Here is a 21,564-nt window from a genome sequence, read left to right as displayed (position 1 = left end):
GACAAGTCTTACGCGAATAAAGGCGATTGCTTCGGAACCGTAAACGCATGCCATACTCCAAGGCACTTCCGATATCAGATAGATGACGCCTCACATGCCCAAAGGATTGATCCGCGCTATTGGCGCCTTGTTGACCGCTATCGCCCTTTATAGCTTGCTGGGGTTTCTGATTTTGCCGGGCATTGCCTTGCGGGTCGCCAATCAACAATTGGCCAACTACGCAACGGTTCCGGCGCGAATCGAGCGGATCGAGCTCAACCCCTTCAGCCTTGAGCTGAGCCTGTGGGGTCTGAAAATCGGTGAGCCGGGCAAGGAGCAAGTGGCCTTCGAGCGCCTTTACGCCAACCTGAGCCTCGACAGCCTGTGGACCCGCGTCCTGCATCTGACCGATATCGAATTGATCAACCCCAAGAGCGAAATCCTCTTCGCCAAAGACGGCAAGCTCAATCTGCTACAGCTGTTCAAGCTGCCAGCCAGCGAGCCGACCCCGGCCGATCCGGACAGCAAGCCATTTCCACTGCGCATCGAACGGATCAAGCTGGCCGGCGGCTATGTGCACTTTGAGGATGTACGTCCCGGCGAGCCGATCGAATTCCTTTACGACAAGCTCGACTTCGAGCTGAAAAACCTCAGTACCTTGCCCGACGATAACGCCGACATGACGCTGGTCGCCGTCGGCCCCAACGGTGGGCAGCTTGACTGGACCGGTAACTTCAGTCTGGTGCCGATTGCCTCCGAAGGCAGGCTCAAAGTCACCGACGGCCAGATGAAGGCCTTTTGGCCCTATGTGCGTGATGCCGTGCCGCTGGTGCTGGAAAACGGCGTTCTGAACCTGAGTACCGATTACAAATTCAATCTCTCCAAAGCAACCGAACTGCTCCTGAGCAACGCCTCGCTGAGCGTCGCGCCGTTCGCCATCAAGACGCCGGATGGTCGGCCGCTGGCGCGTCTCGAACGGCTGGACGTCAGCGAGACCACGGTCGATCTGGCCAAACAGCAAGTGGTGGTCGGCAAGATCCGCAGTCAGAAACTGGAAACCTGGGCCGCTCGCGAAGCCGATGGTCAGCTCGACTGGCAGAAGCTGTTCGCCAGCCAACCGGCCAAACCGGCAACGGAAACCGCTCCCGCCGCCGGCTCGCCCAAACCTGAGCCGACGGCGCCGGGCAAGCCGTGGCAGGTGCTGCTCAAGGACGTGCAACTGCGCAACTATCAGGTACATCTGGCAGACCGTCAGGCCCAGCCTCCAGTGGCGCTGGAACTCGGCCCGCTGAATCTGGACCTGCAAAACTTCGACAGCCTCAATCAGTCGCCTTTTACCCTCAAACTCGATAGCGGGCTGGGCAAGCAAGGCAGTATCCAGGCGAGCGGCGAAGTCAATCTGAAGCCAATCAGCGCCAAATTGCAGGTGCAGACCAAAGACATCGACTTGCGCGTCGCCCAGTCCTATATCAGCCCGTTCATGCGCCTGGAGCTGCGCAGCGGCATGCTCGGCAGTGATCTGGCAGTCGATCTGAAAAGTACCGAGCCGCTGGCGTTCAACGTCACCGGTCGGGCCCAGGTCGATCAACTGCACACCCTGGACACCTTGAAGACCCGCGACTTCCTCAAGTGGCAGCAATTGGTGCTCGAAGGGTTGAACTATCAACATGGCGACAGCCTGTCGATCACTAAGGTCAACCTGTTGCAGCCATACGCGCGCTTCATGATCAACGAGGACCGCACCACCAACATCGATGACCTGCTGATCCCGCAACCGGCGGATGCCGACGCCAAAAGCGCGGCAAAACCCGCCGCCAGCCAGGAAAATCCGCTGGGTATTCATATCGGCGCAATCGCTATCAATGACGGCTCGGCCAACTTCGCCGACTTCAGCCTGACGCCAAACTTCGCCACCGCCGTTCAACAACTCAATGGTCAGATCGGCACCATCGACAGCCGTCAGACAAAACCGGCCAACGTTGATATCAAAGGCAAGGTCGACCGTTACGCACCGGTCACCATCAAAGGCAGCGTGAACCCGTTCGACCCGATGGCGGCGCTGGACATCGCCACCAGCTTCAAGCGCGTCGAACTGACCACCTTGACGCCCTACTCCGGCAAGTTCGCCGGTTTCCGCATTCGCAAGGGCCGGCTCAATCTCGACCTGCATTACAAGATCACCAACGGCCAGTTGACCGCCGAGAACAAAGTGGTGGTCGAGCAACTGCAACTGGGCGAAAAAGTCGACAGCCCGGATGCCGTGGACCTGCCGATTCGCCTGGCGATCGCGCTGCTTAAAGACACTGACGGGAAAATCTCTATCGAACTCCCGGTAAGCGGTGACTTGAACAACCCACAGTTCAGCGTCATGCCAATCATCTGGCAGTCCTTGCGCAATCTGGTACTGCGTGCCGCTCAAGCACCGTTCAAGCTCATTGGCGGTCTGGTCAGTGGTGGTGGCTCGGAAGATCTCGGCAGCGTGTCGTTCGCGCCAGGCTCCAGTGACCTGAGTAAAGACTCCGAATCGTCGTTGACCAAACTGGCCAATGCCCTCAAGGAACGTCCGGCCCTGCGACTGGAAATTGAAGGCACCAGCGCGCAAAGCAGCGACGGCCCGCCGATCGCCGAACAGCGGCTCGAGCGTGAATATCAATACAACTACTACAAAATACTCCAGCGTCGCGGCGATAAGGTCCCTGCCCAAGCGTCCCTGCTAGAGGTTCCGGACAGCGAGAAAGCGCCACTGCTCGAAGGTATCTACCGCACCCGCCTGAAAACGCAGCCACCGGCCGAGTGGGCACAACTGAGCCGTGACGAACGCACGGCAAAACTGCGTGAAGGGGTGATCAAGTTCTGGAGCGAAAGCGACGTGCTCCTGCGTCAATTGGGACAAGATCGGGCCAGCAGCATCAAGGACTTCCTGGTGGACAAAGGGCAGTTGGCTGACGATCGGGTTTACTTCATCGACGCTAATATCGGGCAGGCGCAAAACGATGGTCGGGTGATCACGCCACTTCATCTGGATAGCGAATGAACAGGCGAACACCTTTGTTGCTCAGCCTGGCATTGGCCATTGTTGCCAGCCAGGCTCAAGCCGCCAATACGCTGCGCTGTGGCAGTCAATTGATCAGTCTGGGGGACAGGTCCGGCGAAGTTTTGCAGAAATGCGGAGAACCTGCTTCCCGCGACTTTCTGGGCTACAAGCGTAGCGCCAACAAACGCGAAGAGTTTCAAGTCGAGGAGTGGGTGTACGGGCCCAACAGCGGCATGTATCAATACCTGCGTTTTGAAGGCAATCGCCTGGTGAGCATCGACAGCAAGCGCGGCAACTGACAACCCTCCCCATTCGCCAGTAAATTTCCCACTCCACGTAGAACAGGCTCCGACACACAGTGCCGGAGCCTGCAATGACCACATCCCTATGGTCTTCGCATGAACCTTGAAGGAAAGACAGGCGTATTACTGGATCGCCTGTCGCCCCCTTCTCCGTCCAGGCGAGACGCTTGAACCTTATTCGGTTTTCAGGCCGTCAGCCATTACGCCTTTGACACCTTTGATTTTCTTGGTGATGGCGACTGCCATTTCTTTCTGTGAGTCAGTCAACGCCACTTTCGAGGACAGGGCCACGACACCTTTCTTGGTTTCGACTTCGATGTCGGTGCCGGGAACGCCTTTTTCGGTGACCAGATCAGTCTTCACTTTGGTGGTGATCCAGGTGTCGGAAACATCTTCCTTAACTTCGGTTATTTCACCTGCCGCCAACACCATAGGCGACTGAGTGGTCTGGGCAAATGCAATGTTGCCCAGGGTCAGGGTCAGAGCGGTAGCAGTTGCGGCAGCGATTGCGAACTTCTTCATACGAGTAACTCCTGTTCTGCCAAAAAGTCTGCGCCGTGTCATTGGGGCAGGGTTACTGGATAAGTGCAGGCGTTGTGCCAACTCACAATCAGAAAATAAATATCTATAAATCAATAAGTTACTAATAAATCAACAATTTGAAATCGTGCAAATTGCATGACCAATGCAGAAGTCGCATGCAAGTTGCGGTTTTTCAGCGATACCCTGATGCCATGCATTGACGGGACTGTTAAACCGCTCAACGCCAGAAAGTCACGGCCAAAAAAATGCCCCGCTTAACGCGAGGCATTGGATAGAAACAACCAGACGGTTGAGGATCAGGCTCCGTCGCAACTTATTGGCACGTATTCCTGCAAAGCGGTGCTAGTGCAGGCCCAACCGGTGGCCGAGCGGGTAAGCGTGATGGTTTTGCTAAGCACAGGACCCGGAGCATTCAGGATCGTGCAAACGATTGTCCCGGCACCCGTCGTGGCGGTACCTGATGCGGTAGTCGTGCAGTTACCCGTAGTAGCGGTGCCGCCCACCAGGGCCAATGTCGGATCGGTGCCCTGATTGATGACGTCTTCAAAAGGAACTTTCAGCGCGGTGATCTCGGCCAGACCGGCTGTGACCTTCGCTCTGGCCTGGTACTTCGAGTAAGCCGGCAGCGCGAACGTTGCCAAAATGCCGATGATCGCGACCACAATCAACAGTTCGATCAAGGTAAAACCTTTTTGACTATTCATAGAAAAGCTCCAAGCATTAGGTGAAGTTTCATGACCTTAACAGGTCAAAGCACAGCACGTGCCAAACCCTTTGGACCCTTGCCAGCAGGCCCGCGCCGGTGCCGGTGCAGTGCCCTTATCCTCAAAAGTTGCACATTCTGACATTTTTCGTCACCCGAGCGTCCCTGATTAGGCTCCTGCGACCGACTACGCTATAAGTCTCCAACTGTTTGCCGCTGGTACTCGAATGAATGACATCGCCCTCTCCGGTCTGGCCAGGCAATTGGTTCTGGCCGAGCTGCTCACGGACAAAAGCGCGCTACAGGCGTCTGAGCAAGCTCAACGCAATCGAATGTCCCTGGTGACCTACCTGGTGCAGAACAAGCTGGTCAAAAGCCGGCAGCTGGCACAAGTCGCCTCTGAACACTTTGGTGTAGCCCTGCTCGATCTGAGTTGTCTCGATAAGGATTCTCAGCCTCGCGGCCTGGTCAGCGAAAACCTGATCCGGCAACACCACGTGCTGCCCCTGTGGCGTCGCGGCAACAAATTGTTTGTCGGTGTTTCCGACCCGACCAATCATCAAGCCATCAACGATATTCAGTTCAGCACCGGGCTGACCACCGAAGCCATCCTGGTGGAAGACGACAAGCTCAGCGACGCCATCGACAAGTTCTTCGACACACAATCCAATGGCCTGGAAGACCTCGCCGATGTCGATCTGGACGGCCTGGACATCGAGTCGATCGATGACAAAAAACACGACGCCATTGCCGGTCAAGACACCGACGATGCACCCGTGGTGCGCTTCGTCCACAAGATGCTGCTGGACGCGATCAAGGGCGGCTCTTCGGACCTGCATTTCGAACCTTATGAAAAGATCTATCGGGTCCGTCTGCGCACCGATGGCATTCTTCGCGAGGTCGCCAGGCCTCCCATCCATCTCGCCAGCAGGATCGCCGCGCGCCTGAAGGTTATGGCCAGCCTGGATATTTCCGAACGCCGCAAGCCGCAAGACGGGCGGATCAAGATGCGCATTTCGAAGAGCACATCCATCGATTTCAGGGTCAACACCTTGCCGACACTGTGGGGCGAAAAGGTCGTGATGCGAATTCTCGACCCGTCCAGCGCACAAATGGGCATCGATGCCCTGGGCTATGAACCCGAGCAGAAAGCCCTGTACATGACGGCGCTCAAGCAGCCCCAGGGAATGATTCTGGTGACCGGGCCGACCGGCTCAGGCAAAACCATTTCGCTGTATACCGGTCTGAATATCCTCAATACCGTGGACATCAATATCTCCACCGTCGAAGATCCGGTGGAAATCAACATGGAGGGCGTCAACCAGGTCAACGTCAATCCCAGGCAAGGTCTGGATTTTGCCCAGGCCCTGCGCTCGTTCCTGCGTCAGGACCCGGACGTCATCATGGTCGGCGAAATTCGCGACCTGGAGACCGCCGAGATCGCCATCAAGGCCGCACAGACCGGCCATATGGTGCTTTCGACCCTGCACACCAACAGCGCCGCAGAAACCCTGACCCGCCTGCAGAACATGGGCATCCCCGGGTTCAACATCGCCACCTCGGTAAACCTGATCATCGCCCAGCGTCTGGCCCGCAAGTTGTGCAGCCACTGCAAAAAAGAAATCGATGTACCCCACGAAACACAGCGCAAGGAAGGCTTCGCCGAGGAACATATCGGCAGCTTCAAAATCTATGAGCCGGTGGGTTGTGATCATTGCAATGGCGGTTACAAGGGGCGAGTCGGGATCTATGAAGTGGTGAAAAACACGCCGGACCTGCAACACCTGATCATGGCTGAAGGCAATTCACTGGAGATCGATGCGCAGATGCGCAAGGACGGTTTCAACGACTTGCGCACCTCCGGCCTGCTCAAGGCCATGCAGGGCATTACCAGCCTTGAAGAAATCAATCGGGTCACCAAGGACTAATCGATGGCGGTCAAAGCAGTAAAAGTCAGTGTTTACGCCTGGGAAGGCACAGACAAGAAAGGCGCCAGAATGACCGGCGAACTGAGCGGTCATAACCCGGCGCTGATCAAGGCGCAGTTGCGCAAGCAAGGCATTACCCCGGGCAAGGTACGAAAGAAAAACAGCTCGATCTTTGGCGCCGGTAAACGCATAAAGCCTCTGGATATCGCCCTGTTCACCCGTCAGATGGCGACCATGATGAAAGCCGGGGTACCGCTGCTGCAGTCCTTCGACATCATCGGTGAGGGTTTCGATAATCCTAACATGCGCAAGCTGGTGGACGAGGTGAAACAGGAAGTCGCGGCCGGCAACAGCTTTGCCGCTGCGCTGCGTAAAAAGCCGCAGTATTTCGATGACCTGTACTGCAACCTGGTGGACGCCGGTGAACAGGCCGGTGCCCTGGAAACCTTGCTGGAGCGGGTGGCCACCTACAAGGAAAAGAGCGAATTGCTCAAAGCCAAGATCAAGAAAGCCATGACCTATCCCCTGGCCGTGATCGTCGTCGCGATCATTGTGACCGGCATTCTGCTGATCAAGGTGGTCCCGCAATTCAAGACGGTTTTTTCCGGTTTTGGCGCAGAGCTTCCGGCGTTTACCCTGATGATCATCGCCATCTCCGAATTCTTGCAGCAGTGGTGGATGTTGGTACTGGGCGGGATCGCCGCCGCCGTGTTCGGTTTCCGCTATGCGCGCAAACGCTCGCAAGGCTTTCGCGACTGGCTGGACATCAGCTTGTTGAAACTGCCGCTGGTGGGCCCGCTGATGTATAAATCAGCCGTGGCCCGTTATGCCCGTACGCTTTCCACCACCTTCGCCGCTGGCGTACCCTTGGTCGAAGCCCTGGACTCGGTGGCCGGCGCTACCGGCAATATCGTGTTCAAGAATGCGGTCAACCGCATCAGGCAGGATGTCTCGACCGGTATGCAGTTGAATTTTTCCATGCGCACCTCCGGCATCTTCCCGAACATGGCGATCCAGATGACTGCCATCGGCGAAGAGTCCGGCACACTGGACGACATGCTGGAAAAAGTCGCGACCTACTATGAGGGTGAAGTCGACAATATGGTCGATAACCTGACCAGCCTGATGGAGCCGTTCATCATGGTGGTTCTTGGCATCATCGTCGGCGGTCTGGTAGTTGCCATGTACCTGCCTATCTTCCAACTTGGCTCTGCGATTTGAACATGCCCTTGAGCGATTTTCTGGCCAGCTCTGCGCTGGCCCTGGTTTTATCGGCGCTGGTCCTCGGTCTGATCGTCGGCAGCTTCCTCAATGTGCTGGTCTGGCGCCTGCCAAAGATGCTCGAACGCGAGTGGCGGGAACAAGCCAACGATGTGTTGGGTTTACCGCCAGAGTCGCCAGGCCCGACCTACAATCTGCTGCGGCCACATTCCCAATGCCCGCACTGCGCCCAGCCGATCCGCGCCTGGGAAAATATCCCGCTCATCAGTTATCTGCTGCTCCGGGGCCGCTGCGCGAAGTGCAAGACACCGATCAGCAAACGCTACCCGATCACCGAACTGGCCTGCGGCCTGCTGACGGCCTTCGTCGCCTGGCATTTCGGCTTTGGCTGGCAGGCGGGGCTGGTATTGATCCTGAGCTGGGGTTTGCTGGCGATGAGCCTGATCGATGCCGATCATCAACTCTTGCCGGATGTATTGGTGCTGCCCTTGCTTTGGCTGGGCTTGATCGTCAACAGCTTCGGTCTGTTCGTGTCCTTGCATGACGCCTTGTGGGGCGCGGTGGCCGGTTACATGAGCCTGTGGTCGGTGTATTGGCTGTTCAAGCTGCTCACTGGCAAGGACGGCATGGGCTTTGGTGACTTCAAGCTCCTGGCGATGCTCGGTGCCTGGGGCGGCTGGCAAATTCTGCCCCTGACGATTTTGCTGTCATCCTTGCTCGGCGCCGTGCTGGGGCTGATTTTTCTGCGCGTGCGTAACGTGGAGACTTCGACACCCATCCCTTTCGGCCCTTATCTGGCGATTGCCGGCTGGATTGCATTGCTCTGGGGTGGTCAAATAACCGACTCCTATTTGCAGTCTGTCGGTTTCAAATGAATACCCCTGATCTCAAACCCTGGATTCTTGGTCTGACCGGTGGAATCGGTAGCGGCAAAAGTGCCGCTGCCCAGCACTTCATCGACCTCGGTGTGCATCTGGTGGATGCCGATCATGCCGCCCGCTGGGTGGTCGAACCGGGTCGTCCGGCACTGGCGAAGATCGCCGGACACTTCGGTGCGGGCGTGCTGCAAGCGGACGGTCAACTGGACCGCGCGGCGCTGCGCAAGCTGATCTTCGAAGTCCCGGAAGAACGGCGTTGGCTGGAATCCTTGTTGCATCCGTTGATCGCTCAGGAAATCGCCAGTCATTTGGCCCAGGCCCGGTCGCCTTACGCGATTCTGGTCTCGCCGCTGCTGATCGAGTCGGGGCAGTACAAGCTGACGCAACGTGTCCTGGTGATCGATGCGCCAGAGCAACTGCAAATCGAGCGAACCCTGTTGCGCGACCAGACCAGCGAGCAACAGGTCCAGGCGATTCTCAAGGCTCAGGCCAGCCGTGAAGAACGCTTGCGCCATGCCAACGATGTACTGGTCAATGACCGCGATCTAAACTGGCTGCATAGCGAGGTCGAACGCCTGCATCACTTTTATCTTACCTTGCGTGGAGGCCAGTCATGAGCCAACCCAAAACCATCGAATGCCCAACCTGCGGTGCCCCTGTGGAATGGAGCGCAGCCTACCCCAACCGGCCGTTCTGCTCGGAGCGTTGCAAACTGATCGACCTGGGCGCCTGGGCGTCTGAAGAGCACAAAATTCCGGTCAGCCCGGATGCCGAAGACGAGATGTTCTCCGAAGACTTCGATCCTCGTACGCACTAATCAGAAAATCACGGCCGCATAAAACCGTAATCCTGCCCCTCCTCGAGGTTCTCGGCCAGAAACTGCAACTCATCCGCCAGATCCTCGAGGCTGCGTACGCCCTTGCTCTGCTGCACCACCGCACTGAGCAAGGCGCGCAGACTCAAACCCGGGTCAAAACCCACTTCTTGCGCTGCATCCAGACTCTGACGCAGCTCCTGTCTTGCCCACTCGTAGACACTCATGCCGATGCTCCTGAAGATTTTTCAGAGCATGTAGGGCGTCACGATTTCAGTCTTTGATGTGGATCAAGATCGTGGATCAAGATCGCGGATCAAGATCGCGGCTCGTCATCCTTCCACGGCGCCGACAGGTAGCGGGTGCGATTGAAGGTCTCCAGCCACTCGGGGCAGAACACCACCAACGCACTGACGATCATGCCGTTGATAAAGGCTTCGGGAAAAATGATCAGCCACAGATAACCGACAAAATCTTCCAGCCATTCCGGCATGGCGAAACGCTCGTCGAACCACAGCAAGCCGAGCGCCAGCAATAGACACGACAACGCCGAAAGCGCCGCCGCCAAAAAGCCGGAACAAAAGATATACACAAAGGGATTACGCGGCTGCGCCCGCTCTACCAGTATCGCGCAGCATTCAGTGATCAGCACGGGCAGCAGGATCAGCAAGGCACCGTTGACCCCCACCGCCACCAGATCCTGACGACCCAACGCCACCAGCCCGAGTTGCGCAACCAGGCCGCCGACGATCGCCAATGGCCAGTCCAGCAGCAAGGTCACCGCGGTCATGCCGATAAAGTGGTAGGACACGCCGGTATCGAAGTCCCGTCGCACCAGCCACAATACAAACAAGGCGAACACCGTACCAAACAGCAGGTGCTGACGCCGACTGTCGGTGAACAGCTCGACCCAGGGCGAGCGCGCAATCGCCCAGACCAGCACCGGCACATAGATCAGCCAGCCGACCGTCAGGGTTTGGGGCGACAGCAGCTCGGCGCCAATCATGGCTGGAGCCTCTCCGGGGCCCACATCGGCGCAAGACTCAGTAACACCACTGACCTGAACTTCACCCCAGACTCCTTGCGCGATAGGGCTCGATGTAACAGGCCGTCAGTCTACACCGCCCTTTCCATGATGGCTTTTTGTAGGAGCCGAGCTTGGTCCGGGCGGCGTTCCGACGATGGTGATCTCAAGGACGCCATCGCTGGCAAGCCGTGCTCCTACAGGTTGCTCCATACGTGACAGGCAGTGTCGAAGACCGGGCAGCAGCTCTTACCACTCTTTTCTCCATGCCAATCAAAGCAGCGTCCAGGTGTAACTGAGGATCAGCCGGTTCTCGTCGATATCGCTGCGGTAGTTGGAACGCGCCATGACGTTGCGCACCCGCACCCCGAGCCCCTTCAGGGTTCCGCTCTGCACCACGTAACCGAGATCGAGGTCGCGCTCGCGATCCTTGCCTTCGAAGCCCTTGCCGGTGTCGACGTTATTGCCCGTGATGTAACGCACCGTGCTCGTCAGACCGGGCAACCCCAGGGCCGCATAGTCGTAGTCGTAACGCACCTGCCAGGAACGCTCATCGGTGAAGGCGAACTCGTAGGTCGGCACCTCGTTGCCCAGCGGCGAGACGTTGGCGAATACCCGCGGGAAGGCGCTATCGCCATAGATTCCCTGATAACCGAGGTAGAAGGTATGGCCGCCGCGCTTGGCTGACAGCAAGGAGAAGAACGCCTGATTATCGATCGTGCCCAGCAGCTTTTTTCCGTCCTCTTTGGAGTCGTAGTAACCCAGATTGGCGCCGAGGGTCCAGCCACCGAACGGCTCGCTGTGCTTGAGGCCCAGGAAGCGCTGGTTGTAGATATCTTCCAGTTGTCCATACCAGGCACTGACCGAGGTGCGCTTGTCATTGAAGGCGTAATCCGCGCCGGCATAATTGAAGCCATCACTGCTGACCTGGCGTTGCGGCACATGGCCGAGCATGGCCTGCATTTTTTCGTCACCCGCCTCGTTGCGCAGGCTGGTTGAATTCAGATGACCGCCTTGCAGGGTCAGGCCATTGATCTCGCTGGAGGTGATGCTCGCCCCTTGGTAGCTGGGAGGCAGCAGTCGGATATCACTGAAGGCCAATACCGGGAGATTGGGCTGCAGCTCACCGACCCGCAGTTCGGTCTTCGAGTAGCGCAGCTTCAAAGCGCCCTCCAGACGGCTGTAATCATCCGCTGCACGACCATCGCCGTGCACCGGCAATAGCCCGGTGTTAACCCGGTCCGGGCTGCTGTCGAGCTTGATCCCCAGCAAGCCGATGACATCCACACCGACGCCGATCGGCCCCTGGGTATAACCCGATTTGACGTTAAGGATAAAACCTTGCGCCCACTCCTCGGCCTTCGATTGCCGGTTGGCCCCGACGATGTCGGAGAAGTCACGGCTGAAGTAGTAATTACGTGCCTGCAAGGTGGCGCTGGCATCCTCGATAAAGCCTCCCTCGGCGGCCATCAGGCCACTGGAAAAACTCAAGGCGAGCGAAAGGGACAACACTGAACGAGTTGCTGGGAAAGTCTGTTTCATCGTTTTGCTCTTATTGTTATTAATCGACAGGTTGCAGTACTCCACCCGCACAGATGGAGATTCGGGTGGTTGTAGAAGTCAGCGCGCCACCTCCTGGCCGCTGGTTGCCTGAATAACGGGGTCAGGTCGCCGCACACTCAGCAACAAGTGCGCAGCCATGCCGAAAATCAGCCCCCAGAACGCAGCGGACAATCCGAACAGGGACATACCCGATGCCGTGGTGAGAAAGGTCACCAGCGCCGCCTCGCGGTCATTCGGCACCGCCATGGCACCAGCCAGAGCGCCCGCAATCGCGGCGAACAGTGCCAGCCCGGCCAAGGCCGCGATCAGCTCTTTGGGAAAGGCGGAAAACAGCGAAACCAAGGTGGCGCCGAAGATGCCCAGTAGCAGGTAGCAGAGGCCACCCACCACCCCGGCGACATAACGTTTGCCCGAATCTTCATGGGCTTCACGCCCGGTGCAGATGGCGGCGGTAATAGCTGCCAGATTCAGACCATGGCAGCCGAAGGGTGCCAATAGCGCAGTGCCCAACGCGCTGCTGGCGATGATCGGGCTGGCCGGAGTGGCATAACCGCTGGCACGCAGCACCGCCATGCCCGGGACGAACTGGCCAGTCAGTGCCACCATCACCAGTGGCAAGGCGATGTTCAGGGTTGCACTCAGACTGAACTGCGGCGTGATCCACACCGGCGTTGCCAGGCCAATCACCAGCGCCTCGCGGTGCAGATCCCCGGCGATAAAGGCGATGGAGCAACCCACCAGCAGCACCATCAACACCGCATAACGCGGCATCACACGCTTGCACACCAGATAGGTGGCGAACATCGCCAGCACCAGCAATGGCTTGCCCTGCAAGGAAACGAACAAGCCAGTCCCGAAACTGAACAGAATGCCTGCCAGCATCGCCGCCGCGATCGCCGCTGGCAGCTTGCTGATGACGCGATCGAAGGCCCCTGACACCCCGATCAGAAAGATGATCAGGCTGCTGATCAGATAGGCGCCCACCGCCTCGTGCATGGAAACATCCGGCAGCAGTGCCACCAACAATGCCGACCCGGGTGCCGACCAGGCGATGATCACCGGTACCCGGTAACGCAGGCTCAGCCCTATGCCAAGCAATGCGCTGCCAATGGAAATAGCCCACACCCAGGACGACAGCACCTCATGGGATAGATGGGCTGTTTCGGCTGCCTGGAAAATGATCACCAAGGGACCGGCATAGGAAATCACCGTAGCGATAAACCCGGCGACCGCGGCGGACAGGGAAAAGTCGTGGAATAACGCTTTCATGGGACCTCGTCGCAAGGCGCATCTGGCCATCCATGGCACGCGGCCCGGATGTGCTTGTCAGGGGAAATCGACTGATTCAGGTAAGCGCAGGCACGGCAGAACGCCGCGCCCCTCCGTCCTCAGGCCCTGGACGTCGACAGCACCGACGCAACCCCGTTGGCGCTGCGCCGACTACTGATGGCGAACACGGTCATGGCGATGGCAGCGATGGCGCCCGGAACAGCGAAGGCCATGAAGTTGAGCTGCAACGGCAGGCTGATACCCAGCAGAGCACCGCCCAGCAACGGGCCGACGATGGCACCGTTGCGACCGATACCCGAAGCCCAGCCAAGGCCAGTGGAGCGAATGGTCATGGAGTAAAACTGCGCGGCACAGGCATACAGCAGAATTTGCGAACCGATGGTGGTGGCGCCGGCGATGGCGATCAGCAGATAAAGCAAGGGCGTCGGGCTCTTGAAACCGAGCAAGGTGATCGACACGGCGGCAATGGTGAAGAACACCCCCAGCACCCGCGGCAGATTATGTTTGTCGCCCAATACCCCGCCGCCTACCGCACCGAAGATTGCGCCGAAGTTGAGTACCAGCAAGAAAGACAGACTCGAACCCAGACTGTAACCGGCATTGGCCATCAGCTTCGGCAGCCAGGAGCTCAAGGCGTAGACCATCAGCAAGCAGCAGAAAAATGCCGCCCAGAGCATCAGTGTGCGCAGGGCACGACCTTCACGGAACAGTTGCAGAACCGGAGTGCCGGTGCCTTTCACTTCCGCCATGTGCAGCTGATCGGTGGCCTGCGCCACATAGCCCGGGTCGATTCGTTCGAGGACTTTGCGTGCTTCCTCATTGCGCCCCTGGCGCAGCATGAAACCCACCGACTCGGGCAGGAAGTACATGATCAGTGGCAACAACAGCAACGGCAGGGCCGCCACATAAAACACCGCCTGCCAACCGAAGCTGGGAATCAGCACAATGCCCAGCCCGGCGGAGAGCATGCCGCCCACCGAGTACCCGCTGAACATAATGGCAACCAGTGTGCTGCGGATTTTTTTCGGCGCGTACTCGTTCATCAGCGCCACCACATTGGGCATCACGCCACCAATGCCGAGCCCGGCAATGAAACGGCAAATACCAAATTCCGTGGGGCTCCTGGCAAAGCCATTGAGCACGGTGAAACCGCTGAAGAGGATGACGCAGATGGTGATGGCTTTTTTTCGGCCGATCTTGTCCGAGAGCGGGCCGAAAAACAGCGCCCCGAACATCATGCCGAACAGCGCATAACTGCCCAATGCCCCGGCTTCAAGGGGACTCAACCCCCACTCCTTCATCAGCATCGGCAATACCACGCCGTAGATCACCAGGTCATAGCCATCGAAGATGATGATCAGGGCACACCAGAACAACACCATCCAGTGGAAGCGGTTGAAGCGGGCGTTGTCGATAACCTCATGTACGTCGATATTGCGCATGGCATCTGTCTCTTGTTGTTGTTTTTAGAACGGTGGACGAGAACTCCAGCGTTTTTTGGTGCAGGCCATGCGAGGTTATGGAGGCAAAACAAAACGCAATATCCGCCCAGTGCAGATCGCTATCCGTTTTGTGCAGAGCTGGCTTCATGCCCCCAAGGTCGAGAAGCTCGCGTCAAAGGCATGACAGCTTTTATGCTTCCCCGACAGAAGTTCTTCTTTTCGATCACATTTGGACGCTAAGCTAGGGCTATGGATGATTCAGATTATTTGCGCCTGCTGACTATCGCGGCCGAGCAAGCCAACGCGTTCCTGTCCAATGCCCGCAAATGGGAGCGTGAGCGTTGGGTCTGCCAGCGCCTGCTACAAGGCTTGAACATTCCCTATCGCGTCGACGAATTCGCTCCTGCCGGGGAACCGCCGGACGTGTTGTTTCGCGATGCGAGTTTCGAGGTGTTTTTCGTGCTCGATGAGGGGCGCCGCCTGAACGACGAATGGCGCGACGAGCTTCAACGCCGGCGCAGCGCCTTCTCGCTGAGCCAGCTGGTGCGTCGCCAAGCCAAACCCAGACGCATTCCCGCCAACGAGTTCTTGCTGCGATTGGCGCCGACCTTGCGCAAAAAAGCGCATAACTACAAAGAGCGCGGCATGGACCTGGGCGAACTGGACATCATTGCCTTCGCCAGCCTCAAGCGTGAAGTGCTCGACCTCAACAGCCACTTCCCGCCGCCGACCGAATACCTGCGCCAGGGCTGGCGTTCGCTGTCGCTGGTCGGTCCGACCTTCGCCCGCGTGCTGTTCGCCCACCCGGACGCCCCCGACTTCCTGCGCAACAACCTGGGACGCAGCATCGTCTTCGACGTCGGTATCAGCCTGTGAGCCAGCGAGCGGCTATGCTCCTTCGACGCCGGATGAGTCCGCACTGTAGCTTCTATACATTTCGCAACGTCTACCTGACGAGGCCTTTATGACCAGCCGCCTGAACCCCGACGACCAAAAGCATGTCGAAGAGTACCTGCAACTGTCCCCGCACCGAGTCGAGCGCCGGCCATTCCGGCCCTGGATGCTCCTCGTGGTGGTAGTGGCAGTGACGATTACCTTGGGCCTGCTGGCCCGACTTTTGAGTTATCTGACGCTATGAGCTGCGTGGCGCTCGCTCGGATAACTGCACCGATTTCTTTTAGCCTTGCGAGATATCCCCATGACCCATCGTATTATCATCGTTGGCGGCGGCGCCGGCGGTCTGGAGTTGGCTACCCGCCTGGGTAAGACTCTGGGCAAGCGTGGTACGGCCAGTGTGGTACTGGTCGACGCGAACCTGACCCACATCTGGAAACCGCTGTTGCACGAAGTCGCGGCCGGTTCGCTGAACTCTTCCGAAGACGAACTCAATTATGTTGCCCAGGCAAAATGGAACCATTTCGAGTTCCAGCTAGGTAGCATGAGCGGGCTCGATCGCGAACAGAAGAAAATCCAGCTCGCAGCCACCCTGGACGAAAAAGGCAACGAACTGGTCCCGGCCCGTGAACTGGCCTACGACTCGCTGGTGATTGCCGTCGGCAGCACCACCAACGATTTCGGCACCCAAGGCGCGGCAGAGCACTGCCTGTTCCTCGACACCCGTAAACAGGCCGAGCGCTTCCATCAGCAATTGCTCAACCACTATCTGCGCGCCCATGCCGGGCAAACCGATGCGGTCGAAAAAATCAGCGTGGCCATCGTCGGCGCCGGCGCCACAGGCGTCGAACTGGCGGCCGAGCTGCATAACGCCGCCCATGAACTGGCGGCTTACGGCCTGGGCCGGATCAAGCCGGAAAACATGCACATCACCTTGATCGAAGCCGGACCACGGGTGCTGCCAGCCTTGCCGGAGCGCATCGGCGGCCCGGTGCATAAAACCCTGGAAAAACTCGGGGTCACAGTGCTGACCAATGCTGCGGTCAGTGAAGTCACCGCTGATAGCCTGATCACCAGCAGCGGTCAGGTGATCGCGGCCAGCCTGAAAGTCTGGGCCGCGGGGATTCGTGCGCCGGGATTCCTCAAGGACATAGCCGGTCTGGAAACCAACCGGATCAATCAGTTACAAGTGCTCCCGACCCTGCAAACCACCCGTGACGAAAATATCTTCGCCTTTGGTGATTGCGCCGCCTGCCCGCAGCAGGGAACCGATCGCAACGTGCCGCCACGGGCACAAGCCGCGCATCAGCAGGCGTCACTGCTGGCCAAATCGCTGAAACTGCGCATCGAAGGCAAGACCCTGCCCGAGTACCGCTACACGGATTACGGCTCGCTGATCTCGCTATCGCGTTTTTCGGCTGTGGGTAACTTGATGGGCAACCTGACCGGCAGCGTGATGCTGGAGGGCTGGTTGGCGCGGATGTTTTATGTGTCGCTGTATCGTATGCACCAGATGGCGCTGTACGGCGCTTTCCGCACGGCGATGCTGATGCTCGGCAGCAAAATCGGACGCGGGACTGAGCCGCGGTTGAAGCTGCATTAAGGGAAATTTCCGACAGTCGATCGTTCCCACTCCCGCGTGGGAACGATCACCATGATTGGGATCGACGCTGTACCTGTGGGAGCGAGCTTGCTCGCGATGACTATTTAATCGGCGCCCCATGTTCCGGAATTATCATCAAATGCCCCACGGATTGATGACAGGCAAACCGGAAAACTCGAAATCGCGCACATTGCGCGTAGCAATCGCTGCTCCGTGCACCCGACAGATCGCTGCGATCTGAGCGTCCGCCATGGAGACCGCCCGACCGTTGGCCTCGCTACCTGCCACCAACGCAGCATACTCGACGGCCGCATAAGCATCGAAGGGCAGGATCTTGCCGGCAAAATCCTCCTCGAACATCGCCAAGGCGTGAGCCTCCAACCCTTGTTTGCGCTTGCCGGCGGGGAGTCGGGCAATGCCGTGGAGAATTTCTGCCACAGTGATGGCGCTGATGGCCAGATCCATCGCCGGTTGCCCATCGACCCAAGCCAGTACCTGATTAGCCGGTTCAGCGCGCATGAACTCCGATAGAACATTGGTATCGAGCACAATCATTCAGTGAGATCTACCGCAGTGGCTTTCTCATGCCGAGCAGGCAAGTCGAGTTCAACCCCTCCGCTTGCGCTGAATCGAGCGCGAATCCGACTGCCAAGGCCTCCGGCGCGATTGACCTGGGCCAATGCCCGTCCGAGGATCAGTCGTGCCTCCTCTTCCATCGAGTGGCCATTGTGAGCCGCCTCGATGCGCAGTTGCTCTTTGATCTGGTCGTCCAGATGACGAATGGTGATGCTGGCCATGGAAGCGCCCCCTATGCAATCAATGAAATCATTGATTTATCCTAGCACGGGATCCACGCTGAATGTACCACCGCCTTCGCGGGCAAGCCCGCTCCCACAAAGACGGCGCAATACCTGTGGGAGCGTGGCTTGCCCGCGAAGGCCGTTATGCGGTCTTGCGTAGACACCTCACACATCTCGTTGCGAATCAGCCTTCGAACACCGTCATGGCGTAGGCCGCCAGCTTGCTCTGAATAAAGTCGAGGAAGCATTGAATGCGCAACGCCAGCTGCGAGTTTCGGTAGTACACCGCGTTGATCGGTTGGCGATAGCCGCTATTGGCTTCGGCCAATAGCACTTTCAAGCGGCCGGCCTTGATGTCATCGATGGTCATGAAATGCGACAAGCACGCAATGCCCTGCCCCTCCAGCGCCAGATGGCGCAAGGTTTCACCACTGGACGCCGATATGCCCGGCTGAATTTGCCAGCGGTCACCCTGGGCGTGCCGCAATGGCCAATGATTGAGGCTTTCGGTCTGGGTGAAGCCCAGTAGAAGATGCCCGGCCAGTTCCGCCACGGTAGCCGGCGTGCCGTGTTTTTCCAGGTATTCAGGACTGGCAAGGATGTGCAACGGGCTGCAACCCAATGAGCGCGCATGGAGCGTGGAATCCACCAACGGCCCGATACGAATGGCGATATCGGTGCTTTGCTCCAGCAAATCGATGATCAGATCGTTGCTGTTGAGTTCCAGTTGGATGTCCGGGTACAGACTGCGAAATTCGCTGATGTACGGCACGATAGCGTGGAGCATGAACGGCGAAGCGGCGTTGATTCGCAGGCGCCCGGACGGCGTTTGCTGGCGTGAGGACAAACGCTCTTCGAGGTCGTCCATTTGCTCGAGAATCAGCTTGGCGTGCTCGAAGAAATACTTGCCCTCTTCGGTCAGGTCCATGCGCCGCGTGGTGCGATTGATCAGCGTAGTGTCGAGCTTGGCCTCGAGCCGCGACAGCGTGCGGCTGACTGCCGAGGGTGTTTGCCCGACCTGTTCGGCCGCAGCGGAAATCGAACCGCACTCGATCACGCAGACGAAAATCTGCAACTCATCGGATCTGGCTTTCACGTATGTCCTCTTTATCGAGTCGTCCCGGCGAGCGCTTAATTGTGGCGAGGGAGCTTGCTCCCGCTGGACTGCGAAGCGGTCCTAAAACCAGTCACCGCGCTGCTTCTGGTGGAACGCATGCGCCGGTTTACGACTGCTGCGCAGCCGAGCGGGAGCAAGCTCCCTCGCCACAGGTTCGATGCTTATTGCTACTGACGTGTCGATAGTAGTCCGAAGCGGGGCAAAAGGAACGCTTACGCCGGCAGGTTGAAAACCTCGGTCAGGTGCTGCTCGTAGCGGACGACGTCGGCTTCGATGTCTGGACGCTTCATCACGTCGACGCACAGGAAGGTCGGCAGACCGCTCATGCCGAGGAAGGTGTTGGCCTTGTGGAACGGGAAATACACCGCGTCCACGCCTTTGGCTCCAAAGAAGTCGGTCGGGTCGTCGAAGGCTTGCTGCGGCGCGTTCCAGGTCAGCGAAAGCATGTATTGCTTGCCCTGCAACAGGCCGCCGCTGCCGTATTTTTGCGAAGCATCGGAACGGGTGCGACCGTCACTGGCATAAAGGCTGCCGTGGCCTTCGGTGAAGACTTCGTCGATGTACTTCTTGACGATCCACGGCGCGCCCATCCACCAGCCCGGCATCTGATAAATGATTACGTCGGCCCAGACAAACTTCGCCACTTCCTCAGCGAGGTCGTAGCCCTCGTCGATGTGGGTGACTTTCACGTCGAGGCCGCCGCGATCCAGCACGCTCAGCGCGGCGTCATGCAGCGTCGAATTGTAGCGACCATCGGAGTGGGCGAATTTTTTGCCACCGTTGAGCAACAGTACTTTTTTCATGAGGAGCCTCATCAGGGTCCAATCCGCAGCGCTGTGGATAAGTCGCTGGATTGAGAAGGTTGAAAGTTGATGACGGCAGGTTATCGATGCAGCGCTGAGGGAATAAGCCCGAAGCAGTCAAAATACATTTGACCCATACGCACGAATCATTGACGAATTGTTGCCGTAGACTTTTCGAACCCCAGACTTGAGGAGATCTACATGAGCGACTTGCACGGTTTTATCTTGCACGCCAAAACCAGACTGGAAAAAGCCGAAGCGTTCGAAGCGCTGTTTCGCGCCTATGTCGAACCGAGCCGCGCCGAGCCCGGTTGCATCGAGTACCACATGCTGCGCGACCAGCAGGACCCGACGCTGTTTATCTTCTACGAAATCTGGCAATCCCGGGCGCATCTGGAGGTGCATTCAAACCTGCCGCACATGAAGCAGTTCTTCGAGCAACGCATGGATTACCTGGAGCGCGATTTCGATGTCCGCCCCATCGACATGCTCAGCCCGTCATCCGCTAGCCGCTGATCAGCAAATGGCCGCCGAGCAAGAGCAGCCTTGACTCTCCCGTCAGGGGCAGACTCTACCCTGAAGGCACTATTTTCAGGAGCAGGTCCGATGAGCAAGCGAGTACTGGTGATTCTCGGCCACCCTTCCAGCGACAGCTTCTGTGGCGCGCTCACCGACAGCTACGTGCAGGCCGCGCAAAGTGCCGGGCACGAGGTACGTCAGTTGCGCCTGGGCAAACTGAGTTTCGACCCGGTTTTGCGCGAAGGCTACAACCAGATCCAGCCTCTGGAAGCCGATTTGCTGCAAGCCCGGACGGATATCGCATGGGCCGAGCATTTGGCGTTTGTTTATCCGATCTGGTGGGGCGGAACTCCGGCGCTGTTGAAAGGTTTTTTCGAGCGGGTTTTCCTGCCGGGTTTCGCCTTCCAATACCGCGCAGGCAAAGCCTTTCCGGACAAGCTCCTGCAAGGCCGCACCGCCCACTTGCTGGTGACCATGGACACCCCGCCCTGGTATTACCAGTGGATCTACCGCATGCCCGGGCTGCACCAGATGCGCAAGACCACGCTGGCGTTCTGCGGTATCAAGCCAACCAGGACCCTCACCTTCGGGCCGATTCTCGGTTCGAAAGCAGCGCAACGGCAGACGTGGATCAAGCAAGCGCAGGCTATCGCCAGCGGTTGAATGTCCCGGATAATGCGCCAGCCTGTCTGGCGCACTCAGGGACATTCATAAAAGGGATTTGTCATGTACATCGGCAAAGCTGCACAGCTGTCGGGAACCACGGTCAAGAGCATCCGTCACTACGAAGACATCGGTTTGTTGCCGCAGGCACCGCGTCAGGGCAAATACCGGATCTACACCCAGCAAAGCGTCGAGCTGCTGATGTTCATCAAGTGCGCCCAGCAACTGGGTTTCAAGCTCAAGGAAATGCAGATGATGTTTGAGCAACACCGGGGCGAGGCACTGCCCTGGGATCTTGCTCAAGCCGCCATCGCGGACAAGAAGCGCGAACTGATGGACAAAATCGACGCACTGCAACAACAGCATGCCGGGCTGGTCGCGTTCGAAGCCAGCCTCGAAACGGCCCAGGATCAATGCCGGCTCGGCAGTCTATGAAAACTGCCG

The 21,564-nt window shown here is 58.3% G+C and carries 24 protein-coding genes; 13 read left to right on the top strand and 11 right to left on the bottom strand.

Translation table 11 applies throughout. The annotated features are described in order from the left end of the window. The first annotated feature begins 94 nt into the window (after positions 1–94). Positions 95–3,013 carry a DUF748 domain-containing protein gene (locus tag AC3I0A_RS03530; RefSeq protein ID WP_489376267.1) on the top strand — a complete coding sequence of 973 codons (2,919 nt, stop codon included), beginning with the start codon at positions 95–97 and terminating at the stop codon, positions 3,011–3,013. After that, complete coding sequence (locus AC3I0A_RS03525; RefSeq protein ID WP_489376266.1) at positions 3,010–3,312, top strand: DUF2845 domain-containing protein; 303 nt, start codon at positions 3,010–3,012, stop codon at positions 3,310–3,312. Before AC3I0A_RS03530 ends, AC3I0A_RS03525 begins: the two co-directional genes overlap by 4 nt. A 177-nt stretch (positions 3,313–3,489) precedes the next feature. Here AC3I0A_RS03525 and AC3I0A_RS03520 read toward each other — a convergent pair whose 3' ends face one another. Together AC3I0A_RS03520 and AC3I0A_RS03515 are read right to left on the bottom strand one after the other, a co-directional pair. Next, positions 3,490–3,837: a BON domain-containing protein gene (locus tag AC3I0A_RS03520; RefSeq protein WP_489376265.1), complete on the bottom strand. Its 348-nt coding sequence runs from the start codon at positions 3,835–3,837 to the stop codon at positions 3,490–3,492. A 317-nt stretch (positions 3,838–4,154) separates the two neighbouring features. Then, on the bottom strand, positions 4,155–4,562 hold the full coding sequence (locus AC3I0A_RS03515) for a pilin (protein ID WP_489376264.1): 408 nt from the start codon (positions 4,560–4,562) through the stop codon (positions 4,155–4,157). Between the two features lie 226 nt (positions 4,563–4,788). On the opposite strand from AC3I0A_RS03515, the gene pilB reads away from it, so the two are divergent. From pilB to yacG, 5 genes are read left to right on the top strand one after another with little or no spacing between them, the layout of a single operon-like run. Beyond that, complete coding sequence (pilB, locus tag AC3I0A_RS03510) at positions 4,789–6,489, top strand: type IV-A pilus assembly ATPase PilB (RefSeq protein WP_489376263.1); 1,701 nt, start codon at positions 4,789–4,791, stop codon at positions 6,487–6,489. Between the two features lie 3 nt (positions 6,490–6,492). Then, entirely contained in the window at positions 6,493–7,710 is a 1,218-nt protein-coding gene (locus AC3I0A_RS03505) for a type II secretion system F family protein (protein ID WP_489376262.1), read from the top strand. 2 nt (positions 7,711–7,712) lie between these two features. After that, positions 7,713–8,585: a prepilin peptidase gene (locus AC3I0A_RS03500; protein WP_489376261.1), complete on the top strand. Its 873-nt coding sequence runs from the start codon at positions 7,713–7,715 to the stop codon at positions 8,583–8,585. Continuing rightward, complete coding sequence (gene coaE, locus AC3I0A_RS03495) at positions 8,582–9,205, top strand: dephospho-CoA kinase (protein WP_489376260.1); 624 nt, start codon at positions 8,582–8,584, stop codon at positions 9,203–9,205. The genes AC3I0A_RS03500 and coaE overlap by 4 nt, the downstream gene beginning before the upstream one ends. After that, on the top strand, positions 9,202–9,405 hold the full coding sequence (yacG, locus tag AC3I0A_RS03490) for a DNA gyrase inhibitor YacG (protein ID WP_489376259.1): 204 nt from the start codon (positions 9,202–9,204) through the stop codon (positions 9,403–9,405). Before coaE ends, yacG begins: the two co-directional genes overlap by 4 nt. Positions 9,406–9,413: 8 nt before the next feature. Here yacG and AC3I0A_RS03485 read toward each other — a convergent pair whose 3' ends face one another. From AC3I0A_RS03485 to AC3I0A_RS03465, 5 genes are all read right to left on the bottom strand, one after another. Continuing rightward, positions 9,414–9,629 carry a hypothetical protein gene (locus AC3I0A_RS03485; RefSeq protein ID WP_489376258.1) on the bottom strand — a complete coding sequence of 72 codons (216 nt, stop codon included), beginning with the start codon at positions 9,627–9,629 and terminating at the stop codon, positions 9,414–9,416. An 89-nt stretch (positions 9,630–9,718) separates the two neighbouring features. Further along, positions 9,719–10,408, bottom strand: a complete 690-nt coding sequence (locus AC3I0A_RS03480) for an energy-coupling factor ABC transporter permease (RefSeq protein ID WP_489376257.1) — start codon at positions 10,406–10,408, stop codon at positions 9,719–9,721. 291 nt (positions 10,409–10,699) lie between these two features. After that, on the bottom strand, positions 10,700–11,968 hold the full coding sequence (locus AC3I0A_RS03475) for an OprD family porin (protein ID WP_489376256.1): 1,269 nt from the start codon (positions 11,966–11,968) through the stop codon (positions 10,700–10,702). Positions 11,969–12,046: 78 nt separating this feature from the next. Next, positions 12,047–13,258, bottom strand: a complete 1,212-nt coding sequence (locus AC3I0A_RS03470) for a benzoate/H(+) symporter BenE family transporter (protein WP_489376255.1) — start codon at positions 13,256–13,258, stop codon at positions 12,047–12,049. Positions 13,259–13,377: 119 nt separating this feature from the next. Continuing rightward, complete coding sequence (locus AC3I0A_RS03465; RefSeq protein WP_489376254.1) at positions 13,378–14,721, bottom strand: aromatic acid/H+ symport family MFS transporter; 1,344 nt, start codon at positions 14,719–14,721, stop codon at positions 13,378–13,380. Positions 14,722–14,970: 249 nt separating this feature from the next. Here AC3I0A_RS03465 and AC3I0A_RS03460 point away from each other — a divergent pair, with 249 nt between their 5' ends. From AC3I0A_RS03460 to AC3I0A_RS03450, 3 genes are all read left to right on the top strand, one after another. Further along, positions 14,971–15,597, top strand: a complete 627-nt coding sequence (locus tag AC3I0A_RS03460; protein WP_489376253.1) for a DUF1780 domain-containing protein — start codon at positions 14,971–14,973, stop codon at positions 15,595–15,597. A gap of 88 nt (positions 15,598–15,685) precedes the next feature. Then, a complete protein-coding gene (locus tag AC3I0A_RS03455) occupies positions 15,686–15,859 on the top strand; it encodes a DUF3094 family protein (RefSeq protein ID WP_489376252.1) in 174 nt (57 codons plus the stop codon). 60 nt (positions 15,860–15,919) lie between these two features. Further along, a complete protein-coding gene (locus tag AC3I0A_RS03450; protein ID WP_489376251.1) occupies positions 15,920–17,218 on the top strand; it encodes an NAD(P)/FAD-dependent oxidoreductase in 1,299 nt (432 codons plus the stop codon). A gap of 135 nt (positions 17,219–17,353) precedes the next feature. Here AC3I0A_RS03450 and AC3I0A_RS03445 read toward each other — a convergent pair whose 3' ends face one another. The 4 genes from AC3I0A_RS03445 to mdaB all read right to left on the bottom strand — a co-directional run bounded on the left by AC3I0A_RS03445 (position 17,354) and on the right by mdaB (position 19,938). Further along, the gene (locus AC3I0A_RS03445) at positions 17,354–17,773 is read right to left on the bottom strand and encodes a type II toxin-antitoxin system VapC family toxin (RefSeq protein WP_489376250.1); all 420 of its coding nucleotides are present in this window, start codon (positions 17,771–17,773) and stop codon (positions 17,354–17,356) included. After that, a complete protein-coding gene (locus tag AC3I0A_RS03440; RefSeq protein WP_489376249.1) occupies positions 17,770–18,015 on the bottom strand; it encodes a FitA-like ribbon-helix-helix domain-containing protein in 246 nt (81 codons plus the stop codon). The genes AC3I0A_RS03445 and AC3I0A_RS03440 overlap by 4 nt, the downstream gene beginning before the upstream one ends. 187 nt (positions 18,016–18,202) lie before the next feature. Beyond that, a complete protein-coding gene (locus AC3I0A_RS03435) occupies positions 18,203–19,114 on the bottom strand; it encodes a LysR substrate-binding domain-containing protein (RefSeq protein ID WP_489376248.1) in 912 nt (303 codons plus the stop codon). Positions 19,115–19,347: 233 nt separating this feature from the next. Next, positions 19,348–19,938: an NADPH:quinone oxidoreductase MdaB gene (gene mdaB / locus AC3I0A_RS03430; RefSeq protein ID WP_489376247.1), complete on the bottom strand. Its 591-nt coding sequence runs from the start codon at positions 19,936–19,938 to the stop codon at positions 19,348–19,350. Between the two features lie 201 nt (positions 19,939–20,139). Between mdaB and AC3I0A_RS03425 the strand changes: the two genes are divergently transcribed. From AC3I0A_RS03425 to AC3I0A_RS03415, 3 genes are all read left to right on the top strand, one after another. Next, complete coding sequence (locus tag AC3I0A_RS03425; protein ID WP_489376246.1) at positions 20,140–20,454, top strand: putative quinol monooxygenase; 315 nt, start codon at positions 20,140–20,142, stop codon at positions 20,452–20,454. Positions 20,455–20,544: 90 nt separating this feature from the next. Next, a complete protein-coding gene (locus tag AC3I0A_RS03420) occupies positions 20,545–21,120 on the top strand; it encodes an NAD(P)H-dependent oxidoreductase (RefSeq protein WP_489376245.1) in 576 nt (191 codons plus the stop codon). 63 nt (positions 21,121–21,183) lie between these two features. Beyond that, positions 21,184–21,555: a MerR family transcriptional regulator gene (locus AC3I0A_RS03415; protein WP_489376244.1), complete on the top strand. Its 372-nt coding sequence runs from the start codon at positions 21,184–21,186 to the stop codon at positions 21,553–21,555. Positions 21,556–21,564: the final 9 nt, after the last annotated feature.

The organism is Pseudomonas sp. KH_024_B2, from assembly GCF_057839965.1.
Note: the sequence above shows the minus strand (reverse complement) of the source record. Positions and strands in the feature narration are given on the sequence as shown.